The 24,714-nt window shown below is 33.4% G+C and carries 24 protein-coding genes; 15 read left to right on the top strand and 9 right to left on the bottom strand.

The genetic code is table 11. The annotated features are described in order from the left end of the window. Positions 1-67: 67 nt before the first annotated feature. Positions 68-1,036: a bile acid:sodium symporter family protein gene (locus V6246_RS12055; RefSeq protein WP_341560740.1), complete on the top strand. Its 969-nt coding sequence runs from the start codon at positions 68-70 to the stop codon at positions 1,034-1,036. Positions 1,037-1,305: 269 nt separating this feature from the next. Here V6246_RS12055 and leuB read toward each other — a convergent pair whose 3' ends face one another. Continuing rightward, positions 1,306-2,424 (bottom strand): 3-isopropylmalate dehydrogenase, encoded by a 1,119-nt coding sequence (leuB, locus tag V6246_RS12060; protein WP_341560741.1) that lies wholly within the window; start codon positions 2,422-2,424, stop codon positions 1,306-1,308. A gap of 54 nt (positions 2,425-2,478) precedes the next feature. Then, entirely contained in the window at positions 2,479-3,654 is a 1,176-nt protein-coding gene (locus tag V6246_RS12065; protein WP_341560742.1) for a 2-isopropylmalate synthase, read from the bottom strand. 148 nt (positions 3,655-3,802) lie between these two features. On the opposite strand from V6246_RS12065, the gene V6246_RS12070 reads away from it, so the two are divergent. From V6246_RS12070 to V6246_RS12105, 8 genes are all read left to right on the top strand, one after another. Further along, positions 3,803-5,350, top strand: a complete 1,548-nt coding sequence (locus V6246_RS12070; RefSeq protein ID WP_304405897.1) for a hypothetical protein — start codon at positions 3,803-3,805, stop codon at positions 5,348-5,350. Between the two features lie 175 nt (positions 5,351-5,525). Beyond that, a complete protein-coding gene (locus V6246_RS12075) occupies positions 5,526-5,996 on the top strand; it encodes a hypothetical protein (protein WP_341560743.1) in 471 nt (156 codons plus the stop codon). Between the two features lie 95 nt (positions 5,997-6,091). Beyond that, positions 6,092-7,036, top strand: coding sequence for a DUF6602 domain-containing protein (locus V6246_RS12080; protein WP_341560744.1), 945 nt, complete (start codon positions 6,092-6,094; stop codon positions 7,034-7,036). Positions 7,037-7,231: 195 nt separating this feature from the next. Beyond that, positions 7,232-7,465, top strand: a complete 234-nt coding sequence (locus tag V6246_RS12085) for a hypothetical protein (RefSeq protein WP_042495871.1) — start codon at positions 7,232-7,234, stop codon at positions 7,463-7,465. A 186-nt stretch (positions 7,466-7,651) separates the two neighbouring features. Continuing rightward, complete coding sequence (locus V6246_RS12090; RefSeq protein WP_341560745.1) at positions 7,652-8,584, top strand: peptidylprolyl isomerase; 933 nt, start codon at positions 7,652-7,654, stop codon at positions 8,582-8,584. Positions 8,585-8,822: 238 nt separating this feature from the next. Then, positions 8,823-9,245 (top strand): hypothetical protein, encoded by a 423-nt coding sequence (locus V6246_RS12095; RefSeq protein ID WP_341560746.1) that lies wholly within the window; start codon positions 8,823-8,825, stop codon positions 9,243-9,245. Positions 9,246-9,266: 21 nt separating this feature from the next. Next, positions 9,267-9,812 (top strand): YfiT family bacillithiol transferase, encoded by a 546-nt coding sequence (locus tag V6246_RS12100; protein ID WP_341560747.1) that lies wholly within the window; start codon positions 9,267-9,269, stop codon positions 9,810-9,812. 1 nt (position 9,813) lies between these two features. Continuing rightward, positions 9,814-10,299, top strand: a complete 486-nt coding sequence (locus tag V6246_RS12105; protein WP_341560748.1) for a GNAT family N-acetyltransferase — start codon at positions 9,814-9,816, stop codon at positions 10,297-10,299. Here V6246_RS12105 and V6246_RS12110 read toward each other — a convergent pair. Next, the gene (locus tag V6246_RS12110; protein ID WP_341560749.1) at positions 10,296-10,856 is read right to left on the bottom strand and encodes a thioredoxin family protein; all 561 of its coding nucleotides are present in this window, start codon (positions 10,854-10,856) and stop codon (positions 10,296-10,298) included. The genes V6246_RS12105 and V6246_RS12110 overlap by 4 nt on opposite strands. 47 nt (positions 10,857-10,903) lie before the next feature. Between V6246_RS12110 and V6246_RS12115 the strand changes: the two genes are divergently transcribed. Genes V6246_RS12115 through V6246_RS12125 form a run of 3 tightly spaced genes read left to right on the top strand, consistent with a single transcriptional unit; the run spans position 10,904 to position 13,183 of the window. Further along, entirely contained in the window at positions 10,904-11,239 is a 336-nt protein-coding gene (locus V6246_RS12115; RefSeq protein ID WP_341560750.1) for a tRNA-binding protein, read from the top strand. Positions 11,240-11,242: 3 nt separating this feature from the next. Further along, entirely contained in the window at positions 11,243-12,133 is an 891-nt protein-coding gene (locus V6246_RS12120; protein WP_341560751.1) for a bile acid:sodium symporter family protein, read from the top strand. A gap of 18 nt (positions 12,134-12,151) precedes the next feature. Then, the gene (locus tag V6246_RS12125) at positions 12,152-13,183 is read left to right on the top strand and encodes a lysophospholipid acyltransferase family protein (protein WP_341560752.1); all 1,032 of its coding nucleotides are present in this window, start codon (positions 12,152-12,154) and stop codon (positions 13,181-13,183) included. A gap of 56 nt (positions 13,184-13,239) precedes the next feature. Here the strand turns inward: V6246_RS12125 and V6246_RS12130 are convergent, their stop codons facing one another. Beyond that, complete coding sequence (locus V6246_RS12130; RefSeq protein WP_159019550.1) at positions 13,240-13,635, bottom strand: PUR family DNA/RNA-binding protein; 396 nt, start codon at positions 13,633-13,635, stop codon at positions 13,240-13,242. 138 nt (positions 13,636-13,773) lie between these two features. Next, positions 13,774-15,531 carry an ABC transporter ATP-binding protein gene (locus V6246_RS12135; RefSeq protein ID WP_341560753.1) on the bottom strand — a complete coding sequence of 586 codons (1,758 nt, stop codon included), beginning with the start codon at positions 15,529-15,531 and terminating at the stop codon, positions 13,774-13,776. A gap of 198 nt (positions 15,532-15,729) precedes the next feature. Between V6246_RS12135 and nusB the strand changes: the two genes are divergently transcribed. The 3 genes from nusB (at position 15,730) to yajC (ending at position 17,632) form a co-directional block, all read left to right on the top strand. Continuing rightward, a complete protein-coding gene (nusB, locus tag V6246_RS12140) occupies positions 15,730-16,677 on the top strand; it encodes a transcription antitermination factor NusB (protein ID WP_341560754.1) in 948 nt (315 codons plus the stop codon). 81 nt (positions 16,678-16,758) lie between these two features. Then, positions 16,759-17,325, top strand: a complete 567-nt coding sequence (locus V6246_RS12145; protein ID WP_341560755.1) for a DUF1573 domain-containing protein — start codon at positions 16,759-16,761, stop codon at positions 17,323-17,325. Between the two features lie 10 nt (positions 17,326-17,335). Next, positions 17,336-17,632, top strand: coding sequence for a preprotein translocase subunit YajC (gene yajC / locus V6246_RS12150; RefSeq protein WP_042495844.1), 297 nt, complete (start codon positions 17,336-17,338; stop codon positions 17,630-17,632). Positions 17,633-17,768: 136 nt separating this feature from the next. Here yajC and V6246_RS12155 read toward each other — a convergent pair whose 3' ends face one another. From V6246_RS12155 to V6246_RS12170, 4 genes are all read right to left on the bottom strand, one after another. Next, positions 17,769-19,100: a M28 family metallopeptidase gene (locus V6246_RS12155; RefSeq protein WP_341560756.1), complete on the bottom strand. Its 1,332-nt coding sequence runs from the start codon at positions 19,098-19,100 to the stop codon at positions 17,769-17,771. A gap of 166 nt (positions 19,101-19,266) precedes the next feature. Beyond that, a complete protein-coding gene (locus V6246_RS12160; protein WP_341560757.1) occupies positions 19,267-21,075 on the bottom strand; it encodes an acyl-CoA dehydrogenase family protein in 1,809 nt (602 codons plus the stop codon). Positions 21,076-21,101: 26 nt separating this feature from the next. Beyond that, on the bottom strand, positions 21,102-22,295 hold the full coding sequence (locus tag V6246_RS12165) for an acetyl-CoA C-acyltransferase (RefSeq protein ID WP_341560758.1): 1,194 nt from the start codon (positions 22,293-22,295) through the stop codon (positions 21,102-21,104). Between the two features lie 5 nt (positions 22,296-22,300). Then, positions 22,301-24,709: a 3-hydroxyacyl-CoA dehydrogenase/enoyl-CoA hydratase family protein gene (locus V6246_RS12170; RefSeq protein WP_341560759.1), complete on the bottom strand. Its 2,409-nt coding sequence runs from the start codon at positions 24,707-24,709 to the stop codon at positions 22,301-22,303. Positions 24,710-24,714 lie beyond the last annotated feature (5 nt).

Below are 24,714 nucleotides of genomic sequence, written 5' to 3' on the forward strand. Positions count from 1 at the left end.
TTTCTTAAAATGTTATCCTTAAACACTTAACTATATTAATATTGTATCGTAATTTATAATTTTAAAGATGCAGAAAATTAAAATTGATAAATTTGTTTTATCTATTATTGGTGTTATAATATTCGCTTATTTTTTCCCGCAATGGGGCGTAAGTGAAAGTAAAATTCCTATCGACACGATTAGTGCGATAGGAATTTCTCTTATATTCTTTTTTTACGGGCTTAAATTGAGTCCGGCTAAGCTAAAGGTTGGGCTTAAAAACTGGAAGCTACATGTGCTAGTGCAAAGTGCTACGTTTTTAATTTTCCCGATGTTAGTGCTTGCTTTGCGTCCGTTAATACAAAATGAGGCTCAAGAAACGATTTGGCTGGCTTTCTTTTTTTTAGCTGCGTTACCATCTACGGTATCATCATCTGTGGTTATGGTGTCTATGGCAAAAGGCAATATACCTGCAGCTATTTTTAATGCTAGTATTTCTGGTATTATTGGTGTTGCTTTAACGCCACTCTGGATGGGGCTTTTTGTTAATGATGCTCAAACCGATTTTGACTTTACGGCTATTTACATTAAACTTATTGTTCAAATTATTTTACCTGTTGTTTTAGGGCTTGGGTTACAGCGCTATTTTGGTGCTTTTGTTCAAAAGCATAGTGCGAAACTTACGCTTTTTGATAAATCTATTATTCTACTTATTATTTACAAGAGTTTTGCTGAATCTTTTACAGGAAACATATTTAATTCGGTTTCGGTATTGGATTTGTTATTGCTTTTTGTAGCTGTGTTAGTGCTGTTTTTTATTGTTTTTGTTTTGATCGGTTTCTTATCTAGAAAAATGAATTTTAACAAGGAAGACCAGATTACGGCGCAATTTTGCGGCACCAAGAAATCTTTAGTACATGGTACGGTGTTTTCTGAAATTATATTTGGGAATATGGCTTCTATTGGTATTGTTTTATTGCCTTTAATGCTGTTTCATGCGTCGCAAATATTAATTATTACCATAATAGCAACGCGATTGTCTAAAAGGGAAGATTAGGGTTTTATACCGTATATTCTGTTTTGCAAGTGTAGATCTCTACAAAGAAACAATTACTTAATATTTGTTCTAGAACCTTAGCGGATACTTGCGTTAGGGATTGCAGCATTGTTGGAGCTCATTTTGTGTTGTTGCACCTATTGCAACACAAAAAAGCGACTGCGGAAAGCCCGACCCTTGGGTAACGCCCCGAAAAAAATGGTATAAAAAAAGCGCACTTTAAAAAAAAATGCGCTTGGAATGGGTTTTCGATATTCTAACTAAAATAATTAAATAATAGTAGATTGCCCTAAATGTATGTTGGTAAAGTTTAGATTGGTTTCGTCGGGATTATTTATAAAATCTTCGATGAAATCTCCAACCTTGGTGGTGCTAATGTTATCGTATTTGTTATTTAAATCGGGTGTTGTAATGTGTAATTTTAATGATTTATCCACACCTTCGCGAACACGGTTAGCTTCTTCGTCTAAACCAAAGTGATCTAAGAGCATAGCAGCCGATAAAATAGAGGCTATTGGGTTTGCAATGCCTTTGTTGGCTGCTTTGGTATAAGCGCCGTGAATAGGCTCGAACATGGCAAATTTGTCACCTAATGATGCGGATGCCAACAGGCCAATTGAACCTACAATAACGCTGGCTTCTTCGGAAAGGATATCGCCAAACATATTTTCGGTTAAAATAACATCAAATTGTCTTGGGTTGATAATGAGTTCCATAGCGGCATTATCAATATACATGTATTTTAATTTTACATCTGGATATTGCGGTGCAATTTCTTGCACGATACGTCTCCAAAGGCGTGAGCTTTCTAAAACGTTTGCTTTATCTACAAGTGTAATTTTCTTTTTTCTGGCTTGCGCAGCTTTAAAAGCGGCATGTGCTATGCGCTCGATTTCGTACCTGTTATAGGTGCAAGTATCGGTTGCTGTATTACCATCTTCGCTTAGCGTATGTTCTCCAAAATAAATACCACCTGTAAGTTCGCGATAAATTAAGATATCTACATCTTTAATTTGCTTCACTTTTAGGGAAGATTTGCTTAACAAATCTTCATAAGCTATTACTGGGCGTATGTTTGTATGTAAGTCTAATTCTTTACGGATACCTAATAAACCTTGTTCTGGGCGTATTTTTGCATTAGGATCTAAATCGAAAGAGGTACGGCCAATAGCTCCAAAAAGTACGGCATCTGCTTTTTTACAAATATCGATGGTTTCTTGTGGCAACGGATTCCCCGTTTTGTCTATGGCACCTGCGCCCACTAAACCATGGTTGAAAGTAAATATGTGATTAAAATCCATAGCAATGGCTTTTAATACCTTTACGGCTTGAGCGGTGACCTCTGGGCCAATTCCATCGCCTGGCAATACGGCTATATTTAATTTCATGTGTTAGGTATTTATATTTTTACCAAAGGTAAGGCGTAGGGCGTTACTTTTGAATTACGACGAAACAATTTCGTTATAAATTTTACTGCTTTCTATTATTTTATGGATATCGCTATCTACAACTTCTTTTTTCTTATCGGCGTAATCTAAGAAATTTGTGTAAATCACGTCTAATTGAAGTTTTGTTAACTCGTACCCAACATTTTTGGCTCTGTAAGCTAGTGCTGCACGACCACTACGGGCGGTTAGTACTATAGCAGATTCTGTAACACCAACATCTTTAGGATCGATAATTTCGTAAGTTTCACGATTTTTAATCACACCATCTTGGTGAATTCCTGAGCTGTGTGCAAAAGCATTAGCACCAACAATGGCTTTGTTTGGTTGTGTGTAAATCCCCATACTATCTGAAACCAATTGGCTTAAGCCATAAAGCATTTCTGTTTTAATATTGGTATCTAAGTTTAGGTATGGATGTTGTTTTAAAATCATAACAACTTCTTCTAAAGCCGTGTTACCTGCACGTTCGCCAATACCGTTAATAGTACATTCTACTTGGCGCGCACCATTAATTACACCTTCTATAGAGTTTGCCGTTGCTAAACCTAAATCGTTATGGCAGTGACAAGATAAAATTGCTTTGTCTATACCTTTTACGTTTTCTTTTAAGTATTTAATTTTTGCACCATATTCACTAGGTAAGCAATACCCTGTAGTATCTGGTATGTTTAATACCGTTGCTCCAGCTTTAATTACGGCTTCGCAAACACGTGCTAAATATTCGTTATCAGTTCTACCTGCATCTTCAGCATAAAATTCAACATCTTCCACAAAAGATTTTGCATAAGTAACGGCTCTAACGGCACGTTCTATTATGGCATCTTGGTTAGATTTAAATTTGAATTTTATATGAGAATCCGATGTGCCAATACCTGTATGTATTCTAGGTAATTTAGCATACTTTAAAGCTTCGGCAGCTACTTTTATATCATTTTCTACCGAGCGTGTTAAACCACAAACGGTTGCGTTTTTTACAATTTTAGAAATTTCTTCAACCGACTTAAAATCACCAGGACTCGAAACGGGAAAACCAGCTTCAATAATATCAACACCTAAAAAATCTAGCTGTTCGGCTATTATTAATTTTTGCTCGGTATTTAGTTTACACCCAGGGACTTGTTCACCATCTCTTAGTGTTGTATCGAAAATTTGGACTTTATTATCAGACATTTATTAAAATATATTTTCTTATTGTTCTACGAAGTTATATTTTGCTTAACGAAAAGGATAATACAACCTTGGGTTATTACGATGTTTAAAGTTGTAATTATGTAGTTAATGTATTAATAATCAATCAATTAATATTGGTTTTACACCTATGACGAAAGAGCAAAAAGATAATTTGTTTGTGCTAGTGAAATCACTTTCTAAATCCGAAAAGCGACAATTTAAGCTTTATGTAGGACGATTGGGAGTAAATGAGGACTCTAAGTTTTTAATGCTGTTTAATATTCTCGATAAATTATCGGTTTATGATGAGGCTTTTATTTTAAAGAAGGGTATTGTTAAAAAGCAACAACTCTCTAATTTAAAGGCACACCTTTATAAGCAAATATTAATTAGTTTAAGGTTAAACCCGTCGCATAAAGATATTAGACTACAAATACGCGAACAACTCGATTTTGCAACCATACTTTACCATAAAGGACTTTACAAACAGAGTTTGAAACTTTTAGATAAAGCAAAAAGTTTAGCCATTTTAAACGAAGAAAAAAATGTGGCTTACGAGGTTGTCGAGCTCGAAAAAGTTATAGAATCGCAATATATTACCCGAAGTTTAAGTAATCGTGCCGATGAGCTTACCATACAAGCCAAAGAGCTTAGTTTGCATAATGTTTTGGCTAGTAAGCTATCTAATTTATCTCTGCAATTGTACGGCTTGTATCTAAAAATAGGATACATAAAAAATGATGAAGATTATAAACAGGTTACTAAATACTTTAACGATCGTTTACCAAAATACGATATACACGAGTTAGGTTTTCGTGAAAAACTATGGTTATACAAATCTTACCTGTGGTATAGTTTTTTAACCGTCGATTTTTTATCGTGCTATAAATACTCTCTAAAATGGGTAGATTTATTTTATGCGAAAGAAGAAATGATTGAATTAAACCCTGTGTTTTTTTTAAGCGGAAATAATTATTTATTAGAGTCGCTTTACTTTTTAAGAAAATACGATAAGTTTAAAGAGAGCTTAATTAAGTTTGAAGGTGTAACCAAAGAAAAATGGTTCCCTAAAGATGATAACTTAGACGGTTTAGCTTTTCTTTATATTTATAACAACAAGTTTAATTTACATTTTATTGAAGGTAGCTTTGACGAAGGCTTACCGCTTGTAGATACTGTTTTGGACGAATTGAAATTCTACAAAAACCGTATTGATGAGCATCACGTTATGGTGTTTTATTACAAAATGGCGAGTATGTATTTTGGAGCTGGCGAGAACAAAAAATGTATTCAGTTTTTAGATAAAATTATAAGCAATAAGTCTTTACAAATGCGTGAAGATTTGCTGTGTTTTTCTCGTATTTTAAATCTTGTGGCGCATTACGAAGCTGGTTTAGATTACAACCTCGATGTGCTTATAAAGAGTACGTATAAGTTTTTAATTAAAATGGAAGATTTATATGAAGTACAAAAAGAATTTATTAAGTTTTTAAGAGGTTTAGGAGATATCTATCCGCATGAGGTGAAGAACGAATTTAAGAAACTGCATAAAAAACTAAAGGAATATGAAAACGATCCCTACCAAAGTCGAGCGTTTTTATATCTAGATATTATTTCTTGGTTAGAATCTAAAATTCAGAACCGACCAATTGGTTTGGTTATTCGAAATAAATTTCATGAGTTGAAGGTGAAGTAGGTTTCCCTTCTTTTTAATTTAAGGATAGCATTAATTGGTTTAGTTTTTTTATGGAAGGCAATTGAAAAACATGGTATCTAATAAGGTCTAAAAACAATTGCTAATTGAGGTGTAAATAGTCTTAGACATAAGCTGTATATCATTTGATAAAAAGATAATTACCATAAAAAAAAACATGAAATTAAAAAATATATACAAACCGCTATTAGTTCTATTTGTTATTAATCTATTTCTAATTTCTTGTAAGGAAAAGCAAAAAACAATCGTTGAAAATGTTACAAACGAAAAAATACTAGAACAAAACTCAGAAATTAATACAGATTTCCCGGTTTACTCTGAAAAAGGTGAATCTAAAACTGATAGTACACAAATTATTTTAAGAGGAAGAATAACGTTAGGGCATGAGGTTAGTAGTTTTTCCCCTTGTGGAGATGATAAGGAATTTTGGATTATAGCGAAAGAGGAACTGACTGAGTTATATTTCAAGTTAACAAAAAACAAAGTGCCTTACTCTCCAATATTTGTAAGAGTTGAAATTATTGATAAAGGAAAATCAGAAGATGGATTTGCTGCTGATTATGACAGCACCTATGAGATAGTAAACATTTTAGAAGCCAGAAACATCTCAGACATAGATTGTGAATAAAACGTTTTACAATGATGTCTAAAAATAATTACTATTTTAGGCTTAAATAAATACCTGACTATTCTTATACTTAAGTTAGGCAAAATATAAACTGAATGAATACAGATGTACTTTCTCAATACTACAAAGGTATACTTGGACAGTTAAATTCTGAAGTCCAACTAATAAATCGATTGTTTAAACACAATGGAATGAAAGGCGATGGAAATGAATCAGCAATTCGAGATTTAATTGAGAAATTTATTCCTAAAAAATATGGCATTGGCTCAGGAATAGTAATTGATAAAAATGGCAATCAAAGTCGACAATGTGACATAATTATTTATGACAACTATAATTATCCTGAATTGTTATCCATGTCAACTGCCAAATTTTATCCTGTCGATATTGTGTATGCCGTAATTGAAGTAAAAACAGCTCTTGATTCTGAAAAAAGTAAAATTGCAATTCAAAATATTGATTCAGTATTAAAATTAGATTATATAAAAGAAAGCTTTAGAAAATTCCCTACCGATCCAATTGGAAAAATAAGTAATGATACTGTGTTTTTCCAAGACGAACCAACAAAACCACCTCTTGGATTGGTCTTTGCCTATGAAACTGACACAAATAAATTGGACACATATTTAAATTGGTTTAGCGCAGAGAACAATAAAGAATTTGACAATATTCCGAGCCATATATGTGCGTTAGACCAAGGCTTGTTAGTATTGAAAGGAGGATTAAAAAAAGAATTACCGTTGGTATTTCCTGTTGTTGAAGGTGATATATTTCAAACTACTGAAGATAATCCATTAGTTGAAATTAATGGTAAAAAATTCCATAGCTACAAGGATAGCCTTTTTCCATACACAAAGGTTGGCGAAGAAGATGTTTTAGTCGACCAAGGAAAAACATTATTAAATTTCATCCTAATTTTGACAAGAATGCTTCAGCTCAAGGATATAAATCCGAATTTAAATTTGATGGAGCATTATCTGACAGAAGATTTAAAAGTAAAATTTACAGTTAGCAATGGAAAATTGAATGTAATCAAATAATACTTTGCCTAACATTGGTGCCTGTTGCACAACGTGTAAAAATAATTGCTATTTTAGGATTAATCACAGGTCGTTGCGTCTTTGTTACATAAGGTTTTCCTTAGAAAAATCGGTGCATACAAACCCATTAACCACAATTAAGAGAAATAAAAACAGAGACTACAAAAGTTTCATTTATTACTACATAATATCAACATGATTATAGAACAAGAAGAAAAATTTAAAGACGTACTTTCTAAAATAGAAGGAAAAATTAATGAGCAAAGTTTTTTCAATAAGTTCTTGGAATTGTATCCAGAAGCGTGGAAAAAACATAAAATTATGTATTCAAAATTTAATAAAAGTAAACAATTTGGACAAAAAATTCCGTTACCAAAACCTGAGGTTTCTTTACGAAAAGAAATTAGAGTATGGTTACAAAAACAATAAAACCGGAATTTAAACTATCAAATCCAAGCAAACCATCTCATTCTCTAAAAACATAAAAAGGAACATAGTTTTAACGATATAAAGTGTTGGCGATGTTCTCTTTCCGCGAAAGCGAAAAAATAAACCACAAGCTTATTATCTACAAACTTACTTCCGTATATTTGCACTTTCTTAAAAATAACAATCATGCAAGACGGATTATACGCAAAATTTAACACAACAAAAGGAGAGATTCTAGTTGCTTTAGAGTACAAAAAAACGCCAGGAACAGTTGGGCACTTTGTAGCTTTAGCTGAAGGAAATCTTGAAAACAAAGTAAAACCACAAGGAACACCTTATTACGATGGATTAAAATTCCATAGAGTAATTGAAGATTTTATGATCCAAGGTGGATGTCCACAAGGATCAGGAGCTGGAAGTCCAGGTTATAAATTTGATGATGAGTTTCATCCAGATTTAAAACACGACGGACCAGGTGTATTGTCTATGGCAAATGCAGGACCTGGAACTAATGGAAGTCAGTTTTTTATAACACACGAACAAACAGCTTGGTTAGATGGTAAGCATACTGTTTTTGGTAAAGTTGTAGAAGGACAAAATATAGTAGATGCTATTGCACAAGGTGATTTAATTGATACCTTAGAGATTGTTAGAGTTGGAGCGGAAGCTGAAGCTTTTAACGGTGTTGAAGCATTTAGAACATTTGAAGGTTCTCGTGAGGCAAAATTAGCAGAGGCTAAAGCTGCTGGTGAAGCGGAATTGGATAAATTGGCTGCTGGGTTTGAAAAAACTGAAAGTGGTTTACGTTACCAAATTATTCAAGAAGGTAATGGTGCAAAAGCAGAAAAAGGTAAAACGGTTTCTGTACACTATAAAGGCCAATTGGCTGATGGTACTGTTTTTGATTCATCATACAAACGTAATTCACCAATTGATTTTCCAATTGGAGTAGGACAAGTTATTCCAGGATGGGATGAAGGTATTAGCTTATTAAAAGTAGGCGATAAGGCACGTTTAGTAATTCCGAGTCACTTAGGTTACGGTAGTGCTGGTGCAGGTGGTGTTATTCCACCAGATGCTACATTGGTTTTCGATGTAGAACTTATGGATGTAAAGTAAGCTAAAAAAGACTTAGTTTTTAAGTTGAATAATAACTGAAGATAGAACATGATACGTGTTGTTTTTTCTTGTTATTAATAGACTTAGCAACAAGATTTTATATAGATTAAATAAAAATAAGCACCCTATTTTAGGGTGCTTTTTTATTGTTGTATTTTGGCGATACCAAAGGACTGATAATTATTTTAATTCATCGATTTTATTCTTTCAATTTTCTGGGTAAATCTATTTTTGTAGTATGATTAGTATAAGAGAGTCGGATTTTTACCCAATGGTTTTGAAAGAATTTAATTACGATTTTGGCAGCGTTTTTATTTTCGAAAAGTGTGTTGTTTCCGAAGTGAATCAAGGTGTTGATTTTACTTGGGATGTACATGCAAAAATAATTATTGACGATGTTTTTGGATACCTAGGTACGCCAGATGGAGCAACTATTAATTTTATATCGAATAGAATTAATTCGTATTCGGTTATGGCTTCCGATTGGATAAGGTTTTTTAAAAATAGCTATTTCTTAAAATCTTATATTGTAGTTTCAGATAAAACACGCCTATCTAATGCTATTATCGAAAAACTCTTTTTTAAAGGTACTATAAAGCATTTTAAAGAGTTAGATATGGCCATTAATTTTGTCGAAAATGATATGGTAGAAATTAGCTAGCATTGTTTTATATTTGTTTTTATGACAGATAAAGAACTCCAACAGCTTAAATACCCAATAGGTCAATTTTCTTGCCCTAGCAATATTACTAAAGAACATCTAGCGGGCTGGATTTCTATATTAGAGCACTTTCCTAATAGACTAGAAGGTTTAGTTAAAGACTTAACAGACCAACAGCTAGATACGCCATATAGACCAGAAGGTTGGACTATTAGGCAAGTTATTCATCATTTATCCGATAGTCATCACCATAGTTATACACGTTTTAAATGGGCTTTAACAGAAGATAAACCTGTAATAAAAGCATATTTTGAAGAGCGTTGGGCAGAATTAATAGATTCTAAATCTGCACCCATAGAAATGTCTTTAGCACATTTGCGTGCCATACATTTTAAACTGGTGTATTTATTAAAAACCTTATCGGAAGAAGCTTTGCAAGCTTGTTTTATTCATCCGGAAACTAATAGTGAAGTGCCATTAAATTTTAATGTTGGTAATTACGCTTGGCATAGTAACCACCATTATGCGCACATTGAAAATTTAATGAAACTTAAAGGTTGGATTTAAAATGATAAGAAAAGCAACTCTTGCCGATACTAGCGCCCTTTTAGAAATTTACAATTATTATGTAATACATACTACGGTTACTTTTGATGAAGTAGCTTTATCCTTAAATGCTTTTACCGAAAAGTTAGAGCTTATTTTAAAAGATTACCCGTGTATAGTTTTTGAAGACAATAATGAGATTTTAGGTTTTGCTTACGGTAGTAAATTTAGACCGAAACCTGCCTATAATTATACTGTAGAATCTACAGTATATGTTAAAAACGGAGCGCATGGAAAGCAAATAGGTTCTAAACTATACACCGAACTACTTGCGCAGTTAAAGCAACGTAATTTTAAATCGGTTTTGGGTGTTTTAACCATTCCGAATCCTGCAAGCGTTAAGCTACACGAAAAATTTGGTTTTACTCAGGTGGCACATTTAAAAGAAGTTGGCTTTAAGTTTGATACTTGGCTAGATGTTGGCATTTTTCAATTAAAAATTAATTAAGCCTTTTTCCATTTTATACCGCAACCAATACTTGGCTTTTGTTGCGCATTATTACTAGTGTTATTCACTAAGCAATCTATAGCGTGGCGTAAATCTTTACCGGTAACAGGAACGCCATTGCCTGGTCTAGAATCGTCTAATTGGCCTCTATAAGTTAATTCTAAATTCCCGTTGAATACATAAAAATCTGGTGTACAAGCGGCATCATAAGCTTTTGCTACAGCTTGACTTTCATCGTACAAATAAGGAAAAGGATACTCTTCTGTTTCCGCATGAAGCTTCATTTTTTCAGGACTATCTTGCGGATAGTTAACCACATCGTTACTAGAAATAGCGATACATTTAAGGCCTTTTTTTAGATATGCATTGGAGATGGCTACTAATTCTTCATTTACATGAATTACAAAAGGGCAGTGGTTACAAATAAACATAATTACAGTACCGGTTTCACCTTTTAAAGCATTGAGATCTAGAGTTTCTCCAGATACGGTATCTAGCAATGAAAACTGAGGTGCTTTTGTTCCTAACGGAAGCATGTTGGATGGAGTTTGAGCCATAGTTAAAAGTTTTATGCTAAGTTCGGGATTATTTGTATTTTTAAAAAATGAACCAAGCAATAACTTTCGAAGATTTTACAAAAGTAGATTTAAGAGTCGGTACTATTTTGGAGGTGAACGATTTTCCGAAAGCAAGGAAACCCGCTTATCAATTAACCATTGATTTTGGAGATTTAGGCATAAAAAAAACATCGGCACAAATTACCACACTTTATAAAAAAGAAGATTTGATACAAAAGCAAATTGTGGCTATAGTTAATTTTCCGAAGAAACAAATCGCTAATTTTATGAGTGAATGTTTGGTTGTTGGTGCTGTAGACGGTAAGGATGTTATATTGCTAAATCCAGAAAATAAAGTAAAAAACGGAACAACAGTTTCATAACATATGCAAGAACTGGATGATGTAAAAATCAACTTTGATAGTAATGGGCTATGGGTTTTAAACATCGCGTTAGCTGTTGTTATGTTTGGTGTTGCATTGGGGATTAGTTTAAACGATTTTAAAATTTTATTTAAGCAACCTAAAGCCGTTTTAGTTGGTGTTTTAAGTCAGTTTGTATTATTACCATTCATTACTTTTTGTGTTGTTTATATCGTGAAACCCCAACCAAGCATTGCTTTAGGTATGATGATGGTGGCAGCTTGTCCCGGTGGCAATATTTCTAACTTCATGACGCATTTAGCTAAAGGAAATACGGCGTTATCCATAAGTTTAACTGCTTTTGCAACCTTTGCAGCTGTTTTTATGACACCTTTTAACTTTCAGTTTTATGGAAATTTGTATCCTCCAACGGCGCAAATTTTAAAAAATGTGGCACTAAATCCATTCGATTTAATACAATTAGTTTTAATAATACTTGGAGTTCCTTTAATTTTGGGGATGTTATTACGCCATTACAGAACGGACTTTGCTGTTAAGCTGTCTAAACTGCTAAAACCATTATCTATTGTTATTTTTGCGACTATTGTTGTTATTGCGTTTTCTAAAAACATAGATGTGTTTAATGCCTATATTCATCATGTTTTAATACTTGGAATAGGACATAATATACTCGCTATTTTACTTGGGTTTTTATTAGCGAAGGCTTTTAAACTGTCCTTTGTGGATCAAAAAACATTAGCGATAGAAACTGGTATTCAAAATACAGGATTGGGCTTACTACTGATATTTTCGTTTTTTAATGGGTTAGGAGGAATGGCTATTTTAGCTGCGTTTTGGGGGATTTGGCATATTATTTCAGGACTACTATTGGCCACGTATTGGTCTAAAAAATAAAAAATAATAAAAGTACTATTGAATAAAATTTGGTTGCATAGTGTACGGTTGTATATTAAAATAGGATTGTTTTTCTATTATAAGAAAATCGATGTTTTTAATGCTGAAAACATACCTGAAAATAAACCTTTATTACTATTATCGAATCATCAAAATGCGTTGTTAGATGCGTTAATCATTGGTACACAGTCGGGAAGGTTTCCTTATTTTCTAACGAGAGCAGCTGTTTTTAAAAAACCATTAGTAGGCAAAATATTGAGAAGCTTGCAAATGCTACCCGTTTATAGAATTCGTGATGGTTGGAACACTATTAATAATAATAAAGCCATATTTGAGGCTTGTTCGGGTATATTGAATAAGAATGAAATGGTGGCTATTTTTCCAGAAGGTAATCATAATTTAAAACGAACCGTGCGACCTTTAAGTAAAGGGTTTACACGTATTGTTTTTGATACTTTGGATGCTTATCCCGATATCGATTTACAGCTTATTCCGGTTGGATTAAATTACCAGAACGCCGAGCGGTTTGGAGATTCGGTTTCGTTATATTTCGGAGAGACTATTACAGCAAAAGACTATGCTTCGGAAAAAAGAAACGAAGCGGTGATAAATTTAAAAACTAAAATTCATTCTGAAATATCAAAACTTACAATACATATACCTTCAGATACATATACAGAAACGATTACGAAGCTTAACGATTTGAATGTTTGCTTTACTAATCCTAAAGCAATTTATGCCTTTATAGAGAACCGAGGCACATCATCTAAAATTAATACCCATAAGAAACCGGGTTTACTGAAGAGCGGATTAAAATTTCTACTCATCTGTAATTTGATTTTACCGTATTTAATTTGGAAGTTTATTGCTCAGCCTAAAGTTAATGATGTTGAATTTGTTGGAACCTTTCGTTTTACAATAGCCATTACTTTGGTGCCTATTTGGTTGTTAATGGTTTCTGGAATTCTTTTGGTAGCCTTCGGATGGCAAATAGCACTTGGTTATATTTTAGGGAGTTTGTTTTTGGCACTAATTGCGGTTAAGGCATAAAAAAATCCGTTACTTTTTTAGCAACAGATTTTTTTATTTATATATTTTGAAATGCTTTAGATATCATCAAAGCTAATATCAGTAAAGCTTTCTGGTGTTTTTAATTCTGCTTCAGTAACGCGAGATCCATCGTCAACTGTATTATCATATTCTTTTTTGAAGTCTTTTTGGTGACGTTCACTTATTACTTCGTCGCCTTTTTCATTTATAATATAATCGGTCATTTCACCTAGAATATCTTTAAATTCTGCAAAATCTTCTTTATAAATATAAATTTTATGTTTTTTATAATGAAACGAGCCATCATCATTAGTAAACTTTTTACTTTCAGTAATTGTTAAATAATAATCTTCTGCCTTCGTTGCTCTTACATCAAAAAAGTAAGTGCGCCTTCCTGCTCTCAATACCTTTGAAAAAATCTCCTCTTTCTCCATCATACCATTATTGTTCATAATTATATAGAAATTTGTTTTTAATTCTAGTGTCTCAAAAATCTAAAAAAAACCTAAACAAACCAACCTTTTAAGGAGTTTCTTTTCAAAAAGTAAAATTTAATTGCCACATAGAAACCAAATAGAACTGTAAGTGTTTTATTTTGAAGTGGTTTCGCTTAATTGCTTTAAATATAAATGTTTGTAATAACCATCTATATCTATTAGCGTATCGTGTGTACCTTGTTGTACTATTTCACCATCTTCTAGCACAATTATTTTGTTTGCATTTTTAGCCGATGATACACGATGGCTTACTATAATTGTGGTTTTTCCTTCTGTGATTTTATTAAGATTTTTAAGAATTTTTTCTTCCGTTTCAGTATCAACAGCTGATAAGCAATCGTCGAAAAGTAAAATTTTAGGTAGTTTTATAATCGCTCTAGCTATGGAAACGCGTTGTTTTTGCCCTCCAGAAAGCGTAATACCACGTTCACCTAAAACGGTATCGTATCCATGATTAAATTTAATAATGTTTTTATGAACCTGTGCATTTTTAGCAGCTTCAATCACTTCTTCATCGGTAGCATCTTCTTTACCGAATTTAATATTGTTTTTTAAACTATCGGAAAACAAGAACGCTTCTTGCGGTACATAACCAATACTGTCTCTTAAATTCGATAAATTTACTTGATCAATTTCTTGTTTATTAATTATTATAGAACCTTTATCAATATCATATAGACGACCAATTAAATCTAAAATAGTAGATTTTCCTGATCCTGTTTTTCCTATAATGGCAAGTGTTTCGCCTTCTTTTACATGGAAACTGATGTTTTTTAGAGCGGTAATATTAGTGTCATCATAAGTAAATGTCACGTTTTTAAACTCAATATCGCCTGTGATTTCGGTATCTGTTTCAACAGTGTTTTTTATTTCGGGCTCTATTCTTAAAAACTCATTTATTCTTTTTTGTGAAGCTTCCGCTTGCTGAACAATAGATGTTACCCAACCAACGGTTGCTACTGGCCAAGTTAGTAGGTTTACGTAAATTATAAATTCGGCAATGGTACCAATACTTTCAATTTCACCATTAATATATTGCATACCACCAATGTAAATTACAATTAGGTTACTTACACCAATTAGCAAAAGCATCATTGGGAAAAACCAAGCTTGTACACGTGCTAAATCTATTTGTTTTTCTTTGCTTTCTGCGGCAAGGGTAGAGAAGTTGGCCGAAGTTTGTGGTTCTATTCCGTAAGCTTTTATTACCGAAATTCCACTAAAAGACTCTTGTGTAAAGGTGGAAAGTTTTGATAAATACTCTTGTACAATTGTACTTCGTCTATGTATTTCTTTACTTAATTTGTAAATTACAATTGATAATATAGGTAGTGGTAATATAGTATAAAGCGCTAAAGATGGCGATTCTTCAAACATATATATTAGCGCAATTACAAAAAGAGTTACTGTGTTTATGCTATACATTATGGCTGGGCCAGCGTACATTCTTACACGTCCAACATCTTCACTAATGCGGTTCATTAAGTCACCTGTTCTGTTTTTTTTATAGAAATTTAAAGATAACTTTTGGTACTGCTCATAAATTTCATTTTTTAAATCGAATTCAATATATCTCGATACATTTATAATATATTGTCGCATAAAGAATGTAAGGATACCACCAATAATTGCAGCACCTATAATGAATAAAATAGCTTCAAGGAGCTCGGCTTTAAAGGCTTCAATAGGCATTTCTTCATTGAAATATTTTTCTATTACAATAAATATTTTTTTTACATACCGAGGCGTAAATAACAAAAACATACGGGCAATTATGGTAATAAAAATACCGATTAATAGATTAGTTTTGTATTTTAGAAAGTACTTATTTAAGTGCTGTAATTCTTTCATTTATTTTAAAGGAAATAAGTTGCAAATATAGGGTATTCATTATAATTGAGATATTGATATGCGATAAGCAATTGTTAAATATAGCTTAAAGTATTATCGGAATAATAAAGTGTTTAAAAGCGGCTTTTATTTAAATATAGTGTTATTTTTGCCGCACGAAAGCAATAAAATTTTTCAAACCATAATAAGTTCTTTGTAATGATGCTAAATAGAAGACATATTCGTGTAAAAGTAATGCAAACCATGTATGCCTTTAAAGGTAGTGAAAGTGATGATTTTAGTAAAGATCAAAAATTCCTGCTGTTTAGCATAGATAATATGTATAACTTATACTTATTACTTATTTCACTTATAATTGAAGTTCAAAAAAGAGCTGAGAGTAACCTAGTGAAAAAACAAAACAAGCACCTTGCCACAAAAGAAGATATAGACCCAAACCGTAAGTTTGTAAACAATGAAGTTTTTAAAATTTTATTGAATAATTTGGACTTAAAAGACAAATTAGATTTGTATGATGTTAAGAATTGGGAATTGGATAGCGAATATGTAGATGTTATTTTTAAAGCCATTACAGCAAGTGAACTTTATAAAAACTACATGGAAACTAATACTTCTAGCTTTAAGGAAGATAAAGAGTTTTTAGTTGATGTTTTTAAAGAAATTATAGCTCCAAACGAAAAACTTTACGAATATTTAGAAGATAAAAATTTAACTTGGTTGGATGATTTACCTACTGTAAATACTACCATTTTAAAATTACTTAGAAAGGTAAAGTTAAGTACTTCGGAAAACCACTTTACTCCTCGTTTATATAAGGACTCTGAGGATAAGCAATTTGCTATCGATTTGTTTAGAAAAACATTATTGAATAGAACTGCTATAAACAAAGAGATTGAGCTAAAAACTCAAAACTGGGATTCAGACCGTATTGCTAATGTAGATTATGTATTGTTGCAAATGGCTATTTGTGAAGTAAAAAGTTTTCCATCTATCCCTGCCAAAGTAACTATTAATGAGTATTTAGAAATAGCTAAAGAATATTCTACTCCAAAAAGTAGCGTGTTTATTAATGGTATTCTAGATAAGCTTGTAAAAGAGTATACCGAAGCGGGAAATTTAAATAAAATTGGTAGAGGTTTAATGTAATTAATGTTAAGAGTATTACAAAAATTTCAATTCGACTAAATAATTGTTATTTTTGCAACTTCAATTAAAAATATATTAAAAATGAAAAAGATTATACTAGGATTAAGCGCTTTATGTGTATTAGCTTTAACTTCTTGTAAAGAAGAAAACGCAGCAAAAAAAATTGAAGAAGCAAATGTTACTGCAGCTGCAGTAAGAGATGCTAGTGCGTCTAACTTTCCTGTAATTGAGTTTGAAGAAACTACTCATGATTTTGGAGAAATAGAAGCTAAAAAATCTGTTCAAACAGTATTTAAATATAAAAACACTGGTAACGCGCCATTAGTAATTACTAATATTGGAACGTCTTGTGGATGCACAGTGCCAGAAGATTGGTCTAGAGAACCTTTAGCTGTTGGAGAAACAGGTGAATTTACAGTGAAATATAACGGTAGTGGTAAAGGGAAAATCTCTAAGAGTTTAACGCTTACAGCTAATACTGAAAAAGGTAAAGAAATAGTTAAAATTGCAGCTTTTGTGAAAACAGATGATAATGCATCTCCACAAGCTACAACTACACAAACAGTTCCTGGTATTTCTGCTGCGGCAGCATCACGAGCTGTTAAATCTAGCACACAACCAGGCCACGAAGGTCATAATCACGATTAATTAAAATATAATGGGAGAAGGAATTGGTAGTTTATTGCCGTTTGTATTAATGTTTGTAGTAGTGTATTTCTTTATGATTGCACCACAAATGAAACGAGCAAAAAAAGAAAAGAAATTTGCAGCCGAATTAAAACGTGGCGATAAAGTTATAACCAAAAGTGGTTTACACGGCAAAATTTTAGAACTTAATGACAAAGACGGTAGCTGTGTTATCGAAACAATGTCTGGGAAAGTAAAATTTGAACGTTCGGCAATTTCTATGGAAATGAGCACTAAATTAAATGCTCCTGCTGTAGTTAAAAAATAAATATTTGCTTTTTAAGTGAATAAAAAAAGAACCCTTTTGGGTTCTTTTTTTGTTCTATATTTATCTGAAAATGATGTTATTGAGCCTATATGATATGTTAGGTTTAGATTAATTATGATGATGCTCTAGATGGAAATCATCTTAATATCTGATTAGGAAAAACTACAGGGCTTTCAAATCCATCTTTTCCAACAGAAGCAATTCCGAAGAAATAATTATCGATAACAATACCGTCAAGCATAAACTCCGAAACATCACCAACGTAGCGACTTTTATCCCAAGTAGGCGAGGTGGTATCTCTCCAGTATATTTTGTAGCCAACAGCTCCTTCTACTTTATCCCATTTAAATTTAACCGATGCTTCCACAATACCGCCAATAGCAACTGTTTTTGGAGCTGGTGGAGCCCAAGCTAAACTAGCCATATTAATGGCGTTTACAGTGGTTAGTTTCTTTGCATAATCGAAATTAACGTGTTCTATAACATCTCCGTATTTAATACCGTTCTCTTCTCTAATATCTTGATGCTGCTGCGTGTAGTTTTCATGTGCTTCCATAATACGGATTCCTGCAAAACCTAAGTCGTTAAAAGGTCTGTGGTGTCCACCACGTCCAAAACGATCTAATCTATAAACCATCATCGGGTTCATTTCTGGCATATACGTTTTTACTGTTTTATGTATATAGCGTGCTAATTGACGAGAAATACCATCTACTTCTCCTCCGTAAAAACGTCTTAAATTGCGTTCTTTTTCGGTTTCGTTAGCAGGAACTGGTTCTGAAAATATTCTAAATGTACGATTGTCTATTACTCCATCTACACCTTCAATGTTTCCAATCATGTCATTATTAAATATTCCGATAATATCCCAACCTTGCTCTTTAGCATATTTGGCTAAACCGCCTCCACCAAAAAGACCTTGCTCTTCACCAGATAAGCCAACATAAATAATACTGTTTTCAAATTTATATTTAGAAAGTACTCTTGCGGCTTCAATAGTTCCCGCCATACCAGAAGCATTATCGTTTGCACCAGGAGCATCTTTTGTAAACTCCATAGTGTCGCTACCACGCGAGTCTATATCTCCACTCATGATAATATAGCGGTTTGGATATTTCGTTCCTTTTTGAATAGCGACAACGTTAACAATCCAAGCGTCGTGAGGTACACGCCTGTTGCCTTTTTTGGTAACAAAGTCCTTTTGGTAAAAGACATTCAAACAATCTTTACAATTAGATGATATTGTTTCAAATTCTGATTTAACCCAACGTCTTGCTGCACCAATTCCTCTAGTGTTTGAAATAGTATCGCTAAAGGTGTTTCTAGTTCCAAAATCAACCAGTTTTTGAATGTCTATTTCTATACGTTCTGCAGAAACATCATCTATGATATCGTATATTTTTTGATTAGTTTGGGCAGAGCTAATGGTTATAGAAAGTAGGAGTAAAGGGAGTATTAATTTTTTCATTCAGTTTTTTTTCTTAAAAATACAAAAAAGAAAAGGGCTTGAATGTGATATCGTTTTTACTAAATATAAAGAACAAAGAAATTATTGCAAATAAAAGACGCTTCAAAAATTAATTTGAAGCGCCTATTAACACTTGAGTTAGTCACTAATGAATTGTTTTAATCCCTTAAAAGCAATATTTATTTTCGGCCTTAACTTTTTCGGCTATCTCGTTACGTAAATCTACAATGTCTGGGTAGTTTTGATATTTAGTAAAGCGTTTAAGCCCCATAAGCATCATACGTTGCTCATCACCTTCGGCAAAAGAAATAATACTCTCTTTTCCTTTTTCTTCGATAATATCTACAGCGTGGTATAAGTATAGTTTAGACATCGCAATTTGTACAGATTGAGACTCGGCTCCAAAGCGTTTAGCATTCTTTTCAGTTCTTAATATAGCAGATTCAGCCATGTATATTTCAATTAAAATATCAGCAGCAGCTATAAGTAATTGTTGGTGTTTGTCTAAGTCCGGACCAAATTTTTGAACAGCACCTCCGGCAACCATTAAAAAAGTCTTTTTCAACTTATTAATCATTACTTTTTCTTCAGAAAATAATTCTGAAAAGTCTGGTGTATCAAAAGAAGGAATTCCCATTAATTCTTCTTGAACTTTTTGAGCAGGGCCTAATAAGTCAACATGACCTTTCATGGCTTTCTTTACTAACATGCCAACAGATAGCATTCTGTTAATTTCGTTAGTTCCTTCGTAGATACGTGCAATACGCGCATCTCTCCAAGCAGATTCCATAGGTGTTTCTTCAGAGAACCCCATTCCACCAAAAATTTGGATACCTTCATCAGCTGCATGTTGTACATCTTCCGAAACAGCTACTTTTAGAATAGAACATTCAATTGCATATTCTTCAACACCTTTAAGTTCTGCTTCTTGATGTGTATTTCCAGCAGCTTCACGCATTGCTATTCTGTCTTCAATATTTTTTGCAGCTCTATAAGTTGCAGATTCACCTGCGTAAGCATTAGTTGCCATTTCAGCTAATTTAACTTTAATAGCTCCAAAGTCTGAAATAGGCGTTTTAAATTGTTTACGCTCGTTAGCATAATTTACTGCTGTAGATAAAATTCTTCTTTGAGAGTCTAAGCAAGCTGCAGCTAATTTAATACGACCAACGTTAAGTGCATTCATCGCGATTTTGAAACCTTCGCCACGACCAGCTAACATATTTTCAGCAGGAACAACAGTGTCGTTAAAAAATACTTGACGCGTAGAAGAAGCACGAATACCTAATTTGTGCTCTTCTTCACCTAAAGTAATCCCATTTGGAGTGTCTCCATTATATTCTACTATAAATCCAGTAATATTTTTATCACCTTCAATACGAGCAAAAACGATCATCACACTACAGAAACCTGCATTTGAGATCCACATTTTTTGACCGTTAATTTTATATGATTTTCCATCTGTGGAAAGTTCAGCAGTTGTTTTACCAGAATTTGCATCAGATCCAGCTCCAGGTTCTGTTAAACAGTAAGCTCCAAACCACTCACCAGATGCTAATTTTGGTACGTATTTTTGTTTTTGCTCCTCTGTACCATATAAAGTAATTGGCATAGTACCAATTCCTGTATGCGCACCAAAAGCAGTACTGAAAGAACCTGTTCCTGAAGAAATATAATCACACGTTAATACAGTAGAAACAAAGCCCATTCCCATACCACCATAAGCTTCAGGAACAGCAACACTTAAAAAGCCCATATCCCCAGCTTTACGCATAACTTCTTCAGTTAGTGCATAATCTTTAGCTTCGAAACGTGCTTTATGAGGAATGATTTCACGATCGTTAAATTCCATTACGGATTCTTTCATCATTGTTTGCTCTTCTGAAAAATCTTCAGGAGTAAACACATCTTCACAATTTGTTTCTTTTACTAAGAATTGACCACCTCTTAAGATGTCTTTTTCATTTGCTTCCATTTTATATTTTTGTATTAAGTTCTTTATTAGTTTAAAAATTCAAATATTCCGCAAGCGCCTTGACCTGTTCCAACACACATGGTAACTGCACCATATTTGCCTTGCATGTCACGCTTACGCATTTCGTCAAAAAGTTGTACTGATAATTTTGCACCTGTACATCCTAACGGGTGACCCAATGCAATTGCACCACCATTTACGTTAATAATATCTGGATTAAGATTTAACTCTCTAATTACTGCTAAAGATTGAGAAGCAAAAGCTTCATTTAACTCAATTAAAGATAAATCGTCTTGTTTTAATCCTGCTTGCTTTAATGCTTTCGGGATTGCTTTTACTGGTCCGATACCCATAATACGAGGCTCAACACCTGCGGCTGCATAGTTTACCATTCTTGCAATTGGTTCTAAACCTAGCTCTTTTACCATTTCTTCACTCATAACCATTACAAAAGCAGCGCCATCACTCATTTGCGACGAGTTACCAGCTGTAACACTTCCTCCAGCAGCAAATACTGCTCTAAGTTTCGCTAAAGCTTCTTTACTAGTTCCTGCACGAGGTCCTTCATCTTTAGTTACTGTATACGATTTTGTCGCTTTCTTTCCGTTAGCATCAATATAAGTTTGCTCAACTTCAATTGGTACTATTTGATCTTGAAAACGATTTTCAGCCTGCGCTCGTAATGCTTTCATATGAGAATTAAATGCAAACTCATCTTGGTCTTCGCGAGATACCTTAAACTGTTTTGCAACAGCTTCTGCAGTATTTCCCATACCCCAATAATAATCTTCGTGACCTGCTTTTACAATCGCATCATAATTCAATTCTGGTTTAAAACCAGTCATTGGTACGCTACTCATGCTTTCTGCACCACCAGCAATAATACAATCTGCCATTCCGGCTTGTATTTTAGCTGTTGCCATACCGATAGTTTCAACTCCAGAAGAACAAAAACGGTTTACGGTTACACCAGGAACATCAACAACTTCTAATCCCATTAAGGAGATTAAACGTGCCATATTTAAACCTTGTGCACCTTCTGGCATGGCGTTACCAACAATAACATCATCGATACGCTTTGGGTCTAAATTTGGCAATTCTCTCATCATATATTTGATGGTTTCAGCTGCCAATTCATCTGTTCTTTTAAAACGGAACACGCCTTTTGGTGCTTTACCAACTGCGGTTCTATATGCTTTTACTATATATGCTGTTTTCATTTTTCTTAGTTTCTTAAAGGTTTACCTTTTGTTAACATGTGCTGAATACGCTCTAAAGTTTTACGTTCTGTACATAAACTTAAGAAAGCTTCTCGCTCTAAATCCAATAAATATTGCTCGCTAACTAACGTTGGTTCAGATAAATCTCCACCAGCCATAACATAAGCTAATTTATTAGCAATTTTCATGTCGTGTTCACTAATGTAATTGGAGTCTTTCATAGAATCTGTTCCTACTAAAAACATACCTAATGCTTGTTTCCCAAGTACTTTGACATCCGTGCGTTTTACAGGTTGCGTGTAGCCAGAATTAGCCATTAACATAGCATGTTGTTTGGCAACTGCAATTTGGCGGTCTTTATTAACAACAACAACATCTTTTCCTTTTTGTAAAACTCCCATATCAAAAGCTTCATAGGCTGAAGTTGATACTTTTGCCATACCTATAGTTAAAAAGTATTCCTGAAGTGTATTCAACTGAACATCTCCTTTCCTAAAAGTGTCTGATGCTCTTAAAGCCATTTCCTTAGAACCACCACCACCAGGGATAACACCAACACCGAACTCTACAAGTCCCATGTAAGTTTCTGCTGCTGCAACTACTTTATCTGCGTGTAGTGATAATTCACAACCACCACCTAAAGCCATTCCATGAGGAGCAGAAATAGTTGGGATAGAAGAATAACGCATACGCATCATTGAGTCTTGGAAATATTTTATAGCCATGTTAAGCTCATCATATTCTTGCTCTGCAGCCATCATGAAAATCATTCCGATGTTTGCACCAACAGAGAAGTTTGCAGCTTGGTTACCAATGACTAAACCAGCAAAATCTTTTTCGGCTAAATCAATAGCTTTATTTAATCCGGCAAGAACGTCTCCACCAATAGTGTTCATTTTAGATTGGAATTCGCAGTTTAATATGCCATCTCCTAAATCTTCAATAACAACACCCGAATTTTTAAAGACTTCTTTAGATTTTCTGATATTATCCAAAATAATGAAACTGTCTTGACCTGGTATTTTTACTTGTGATTTTTTAGGAATATCATAAGCATAACTTGCGCCTTCTTTAATAGTATAAAAAGAAGAATTTCCAGATGCTAACATCTCGTTTACCCAAGCAGCAGGCTCTAAACCTTCAGCTTTCATAATTTCAATTCCTTTTTCGACACCAATGGCATCCCAAATTTGAAAAGGACCATGTTCCCAGCCAAAACCGGCTTTCATGGCATCATCAATTTTATATAAATCGTCTGTTATTTCTGGAATTCTATTAGAAACATAAGCAAATAAAGCAGAAAAACTCTTTCTGTAAAATTCACCAGCTTTATCTTTTCCTTTTACTAATACTTTAAAACGGTCAACAACTTTATCAATCGTTTTCGTAAGTTCTAAAGTGGCAAATTTTACACGTTTAGCCGAACGATATTCTAGTGTATTTAAGTCTAAAGATAAAATTTCTTTAGATCCATCTGCAGAGACTTGCTTTTTATAGAAACCTTGACCTGTTTTACTTCCTAACCATTTGTTTTTCATCATGGTATTGATGAAATCTGGTAGTTTGAACAATTCTAAACGTTCGTCATTTTTACAGTTTTCTGCAATACCGTTTGCAACATGAACCAAAGTATCTAAACCAACAACATCTACCGTACGGAAAGTTGCCGATTTTGGACGACCAATTACTGGTCCAGATAGTTTATCTACTTCTTCGATAGTTAAATCTAAATCTTTAACGGCATGGAATAAACTTTGTATGCTGAAAATACCGATACGATTTCCAATGAAGGCAGGTGTATCTTTAGCAACTACCGATGTTTTTCCAAGAAATTGCTCGCCGTAACCATTCAAGAATTCTAATACAGAAGCATCTGTTTTAGGTCCAGGAATAATTTCAAATAATTTTAAGTAACGCGCAGGGTTAAAGAAGTGTGTTCCACAGAAATGTTTCTGGAAATCTTCACTTCGTCCTTCACTCATAAATTTTATAGGAATACCAGAGGTGTTAGATGTAATTAGCGTGCCTGGTTTACGATATTTTTCTAAGTTTTCAAACACCATTTTCTTGATGTCTAGTCTTTCGACTACAACTTCCATAATCCAGTCTACATCTGCTACTTTAGCAATATCGTCTTCTATATTACCTGTAGTAATTCTACTAGCGAAATCTTGATGATAAATTGGAGATGGTTTTGATTTTAACGATGCCGTAAGCGCATCATTAACCAATCTATTTCTTACTATTTTGTCTTCTAAAGTTAAGCCTTTAGCTTTTTCTTTGTCGTTAAGTTCTCTTGGAACAATGTCTAGTAACAGGACATCTACGCCAATGTTAGCGAAATGACAAGCTATACCGCTTCCCATAATTCCGGAACCAATAATTGCGATTTTTTTTATTCTACGTTTGCTCATTTTAT

Origin of the sequence: Algibacter sp. TI.3.09 (genome assembly GCF_038154905.1) — a bacterium.
Lineage (GTDB): Bacteria > Bacteroidota > Bacteroidia > Flavobacteriales > Flavobacteriaceae > Algibacter.

What these genes read in the sequence shown, in the direction of transcription:
- V6246_RS12145 (WP_341560755.1), top strand. Translation starts at nt 16,759, where the DNA reads ATGAAAAAGATTATACTAGGATTAAGCGCTTTATGTGTATTAGCTTTA.
- leuB (WP_341560741.1), bottom strand. Translation starts at nt 2,424, where the DNA reads ATGAAATTAAATATAGCCGTATTGCCAGGCGATGGAATTGGCCCAGAG.
- V6246_RS12055 (WP_341560740.1), top strand. Translation starts at nt 68, where the DNA reads ATGCAGAAAATTAAAATTGATAAATTTGTTTTATCTATTATTGGTGTT.
- yajC (WP_042495844.1), top strand. Translation starts at nt 17,336, where the DNA reads ATGGGAGAAGGAATTGGTAGTTTATTGCCGTTTGTATTAATGTTTGTA.
- nusB (WP_341560754.1), top strand. Translation starts at nt 15,730, where the DNA reads ATGATGCTAAATAGAAGACATATTCGTGTAAAAGTAATGCAAACCATG.
- V6246_RS12110 (WP_341560749.1), bottom strand. Translation starts at nt 10,856, where the DNA reads ATGGCTCAAACTCCATCCAACATGCTTCCGTTAGGAACAAAAGCACCT.
- V6246_RS12080 (WP_341560744.1), top strand. Translation starts at nt 6,092, where the DNA reads ATGAATACAGATGTACTTTCTCAATACTACAAAGGTATACTTGGACAG.
- V6246_RS12085 (WP_042495871.1), top strand. Translation starts at nt 7,232, where the DNA reads ATGATTATAGAACAAGAAGAAAAATTTAAAGACGTACTTTCTAAAATA.
- V6246_RS12075 (WP_341560743.1), top strand. Translation starts at nt 5,526, where the DNA reads ATGAAATTAAAAAATATATACAAACCGCTATTAGTTCTATTTGTTATT.
- V6246_RS12130 (WP_159019550.1), bottom strand. Translation starts at nt 13,635, where the DNA reads ATGAACAATAATGGTATGATGGAGAAAGAGGAGATTTTTTCAAAGGTA.
- V6246_RS12105 (WP_341560748.1), top strand. Translation starts at nt 9,814, where the DNA reads ATGATAAGAAAAGCAACTCTTGCCGATACTAGCGCCCTTTTAGAAATT.
- V6246_RS12100 (WP_341560747.1), top strand. Translation starts at nt 9,267, where the DNA reads ATGACAGATAAAGAACTCCAACAGCTTAAATACCCAATAGGTCAATTT.
- V6246_RS12160 (WP_341560757.1), bottom strand. Translation starts at nt 21,075, where the DNA reads ATGGAAGCAAATGAAAAAGACATCTTAAGAGGTGGTCAATTCTTAGTA.
- V6246_RS12115 (WP_341560750.1), top strand. Translation starts at nt 10,904, where the DNA reads ATGAACCAAGCAATAACTTTCGAAGATTTTACAAAAGTAGATTTAAGA.
- V6246_RS12135 (WP_341560753.1), bottom strand. Translation starts at nt 15,531, where the DNA reads ATGAAAGAATTACAGCACTTAAATAAGTACTTTCTAAAATACAAAACT.
- V6246_RS12065 (WP_341560742.1), bottom strand. Translation starts at nt 3,654, where the DNA reads ATGTCTGATAATAAAGTCCAAATTTTCGATACAACACTAAGAGATGGT.
- V6246_RS12170 (WP_341560759.1), bottom strand. Translation starts at nt 24,709, where the DNA reads ATGAGCAAACGTAGAATAAAAAAAATCGCAATTATTGGTTCCGGAATT.
- V6246_RS12120 (WP_341560751.1), top strand. Translation starts at nt 11,243, where the DNA reads ATGCAAGAACTGGATGATGTAAAAATCAACTTTGATAGTAATGGGCTA.
- V6246_RS12070 (WP_304405897.1), top strand. Translation starts at nt 3,803, where the DNA reads ATGACGAAAGAGCAAAAAGATAATTTGTTTGTGCTAGTGAAATCACTT.
- V6246_RS12155 (WP_341560756.1), bottom strand. Translation starts at nt 19,100, where the DNA reads ATGAAAAAATTAATACTCCCTTTACTCCTACTTTCTATAACCATTAGC.
- V6246_RS12090 (WP_341560745.1), top strand. Translation starts at nt 7,652, where the DNA reads ATGCAAGACGGATTATACGCAAAATTTAACACAACAAAAGGAGAGATT.
- V6246_RS12165 (WP_341560758.1), bottom strand. Translation starts at nt 22,295, where the DNA reads ATGAAAACAGCATATATAGTAAAAGCATATAGAACCGCAGTTGGTAAA.
- V6246_RS12095 (WP_341560746.1), top strand. Translation starts at nt 8,823, where the DNA reads ATGATTAGTATAAGAGAGTCGGATTTTTACCCAATGGTTTTGAAAGAA.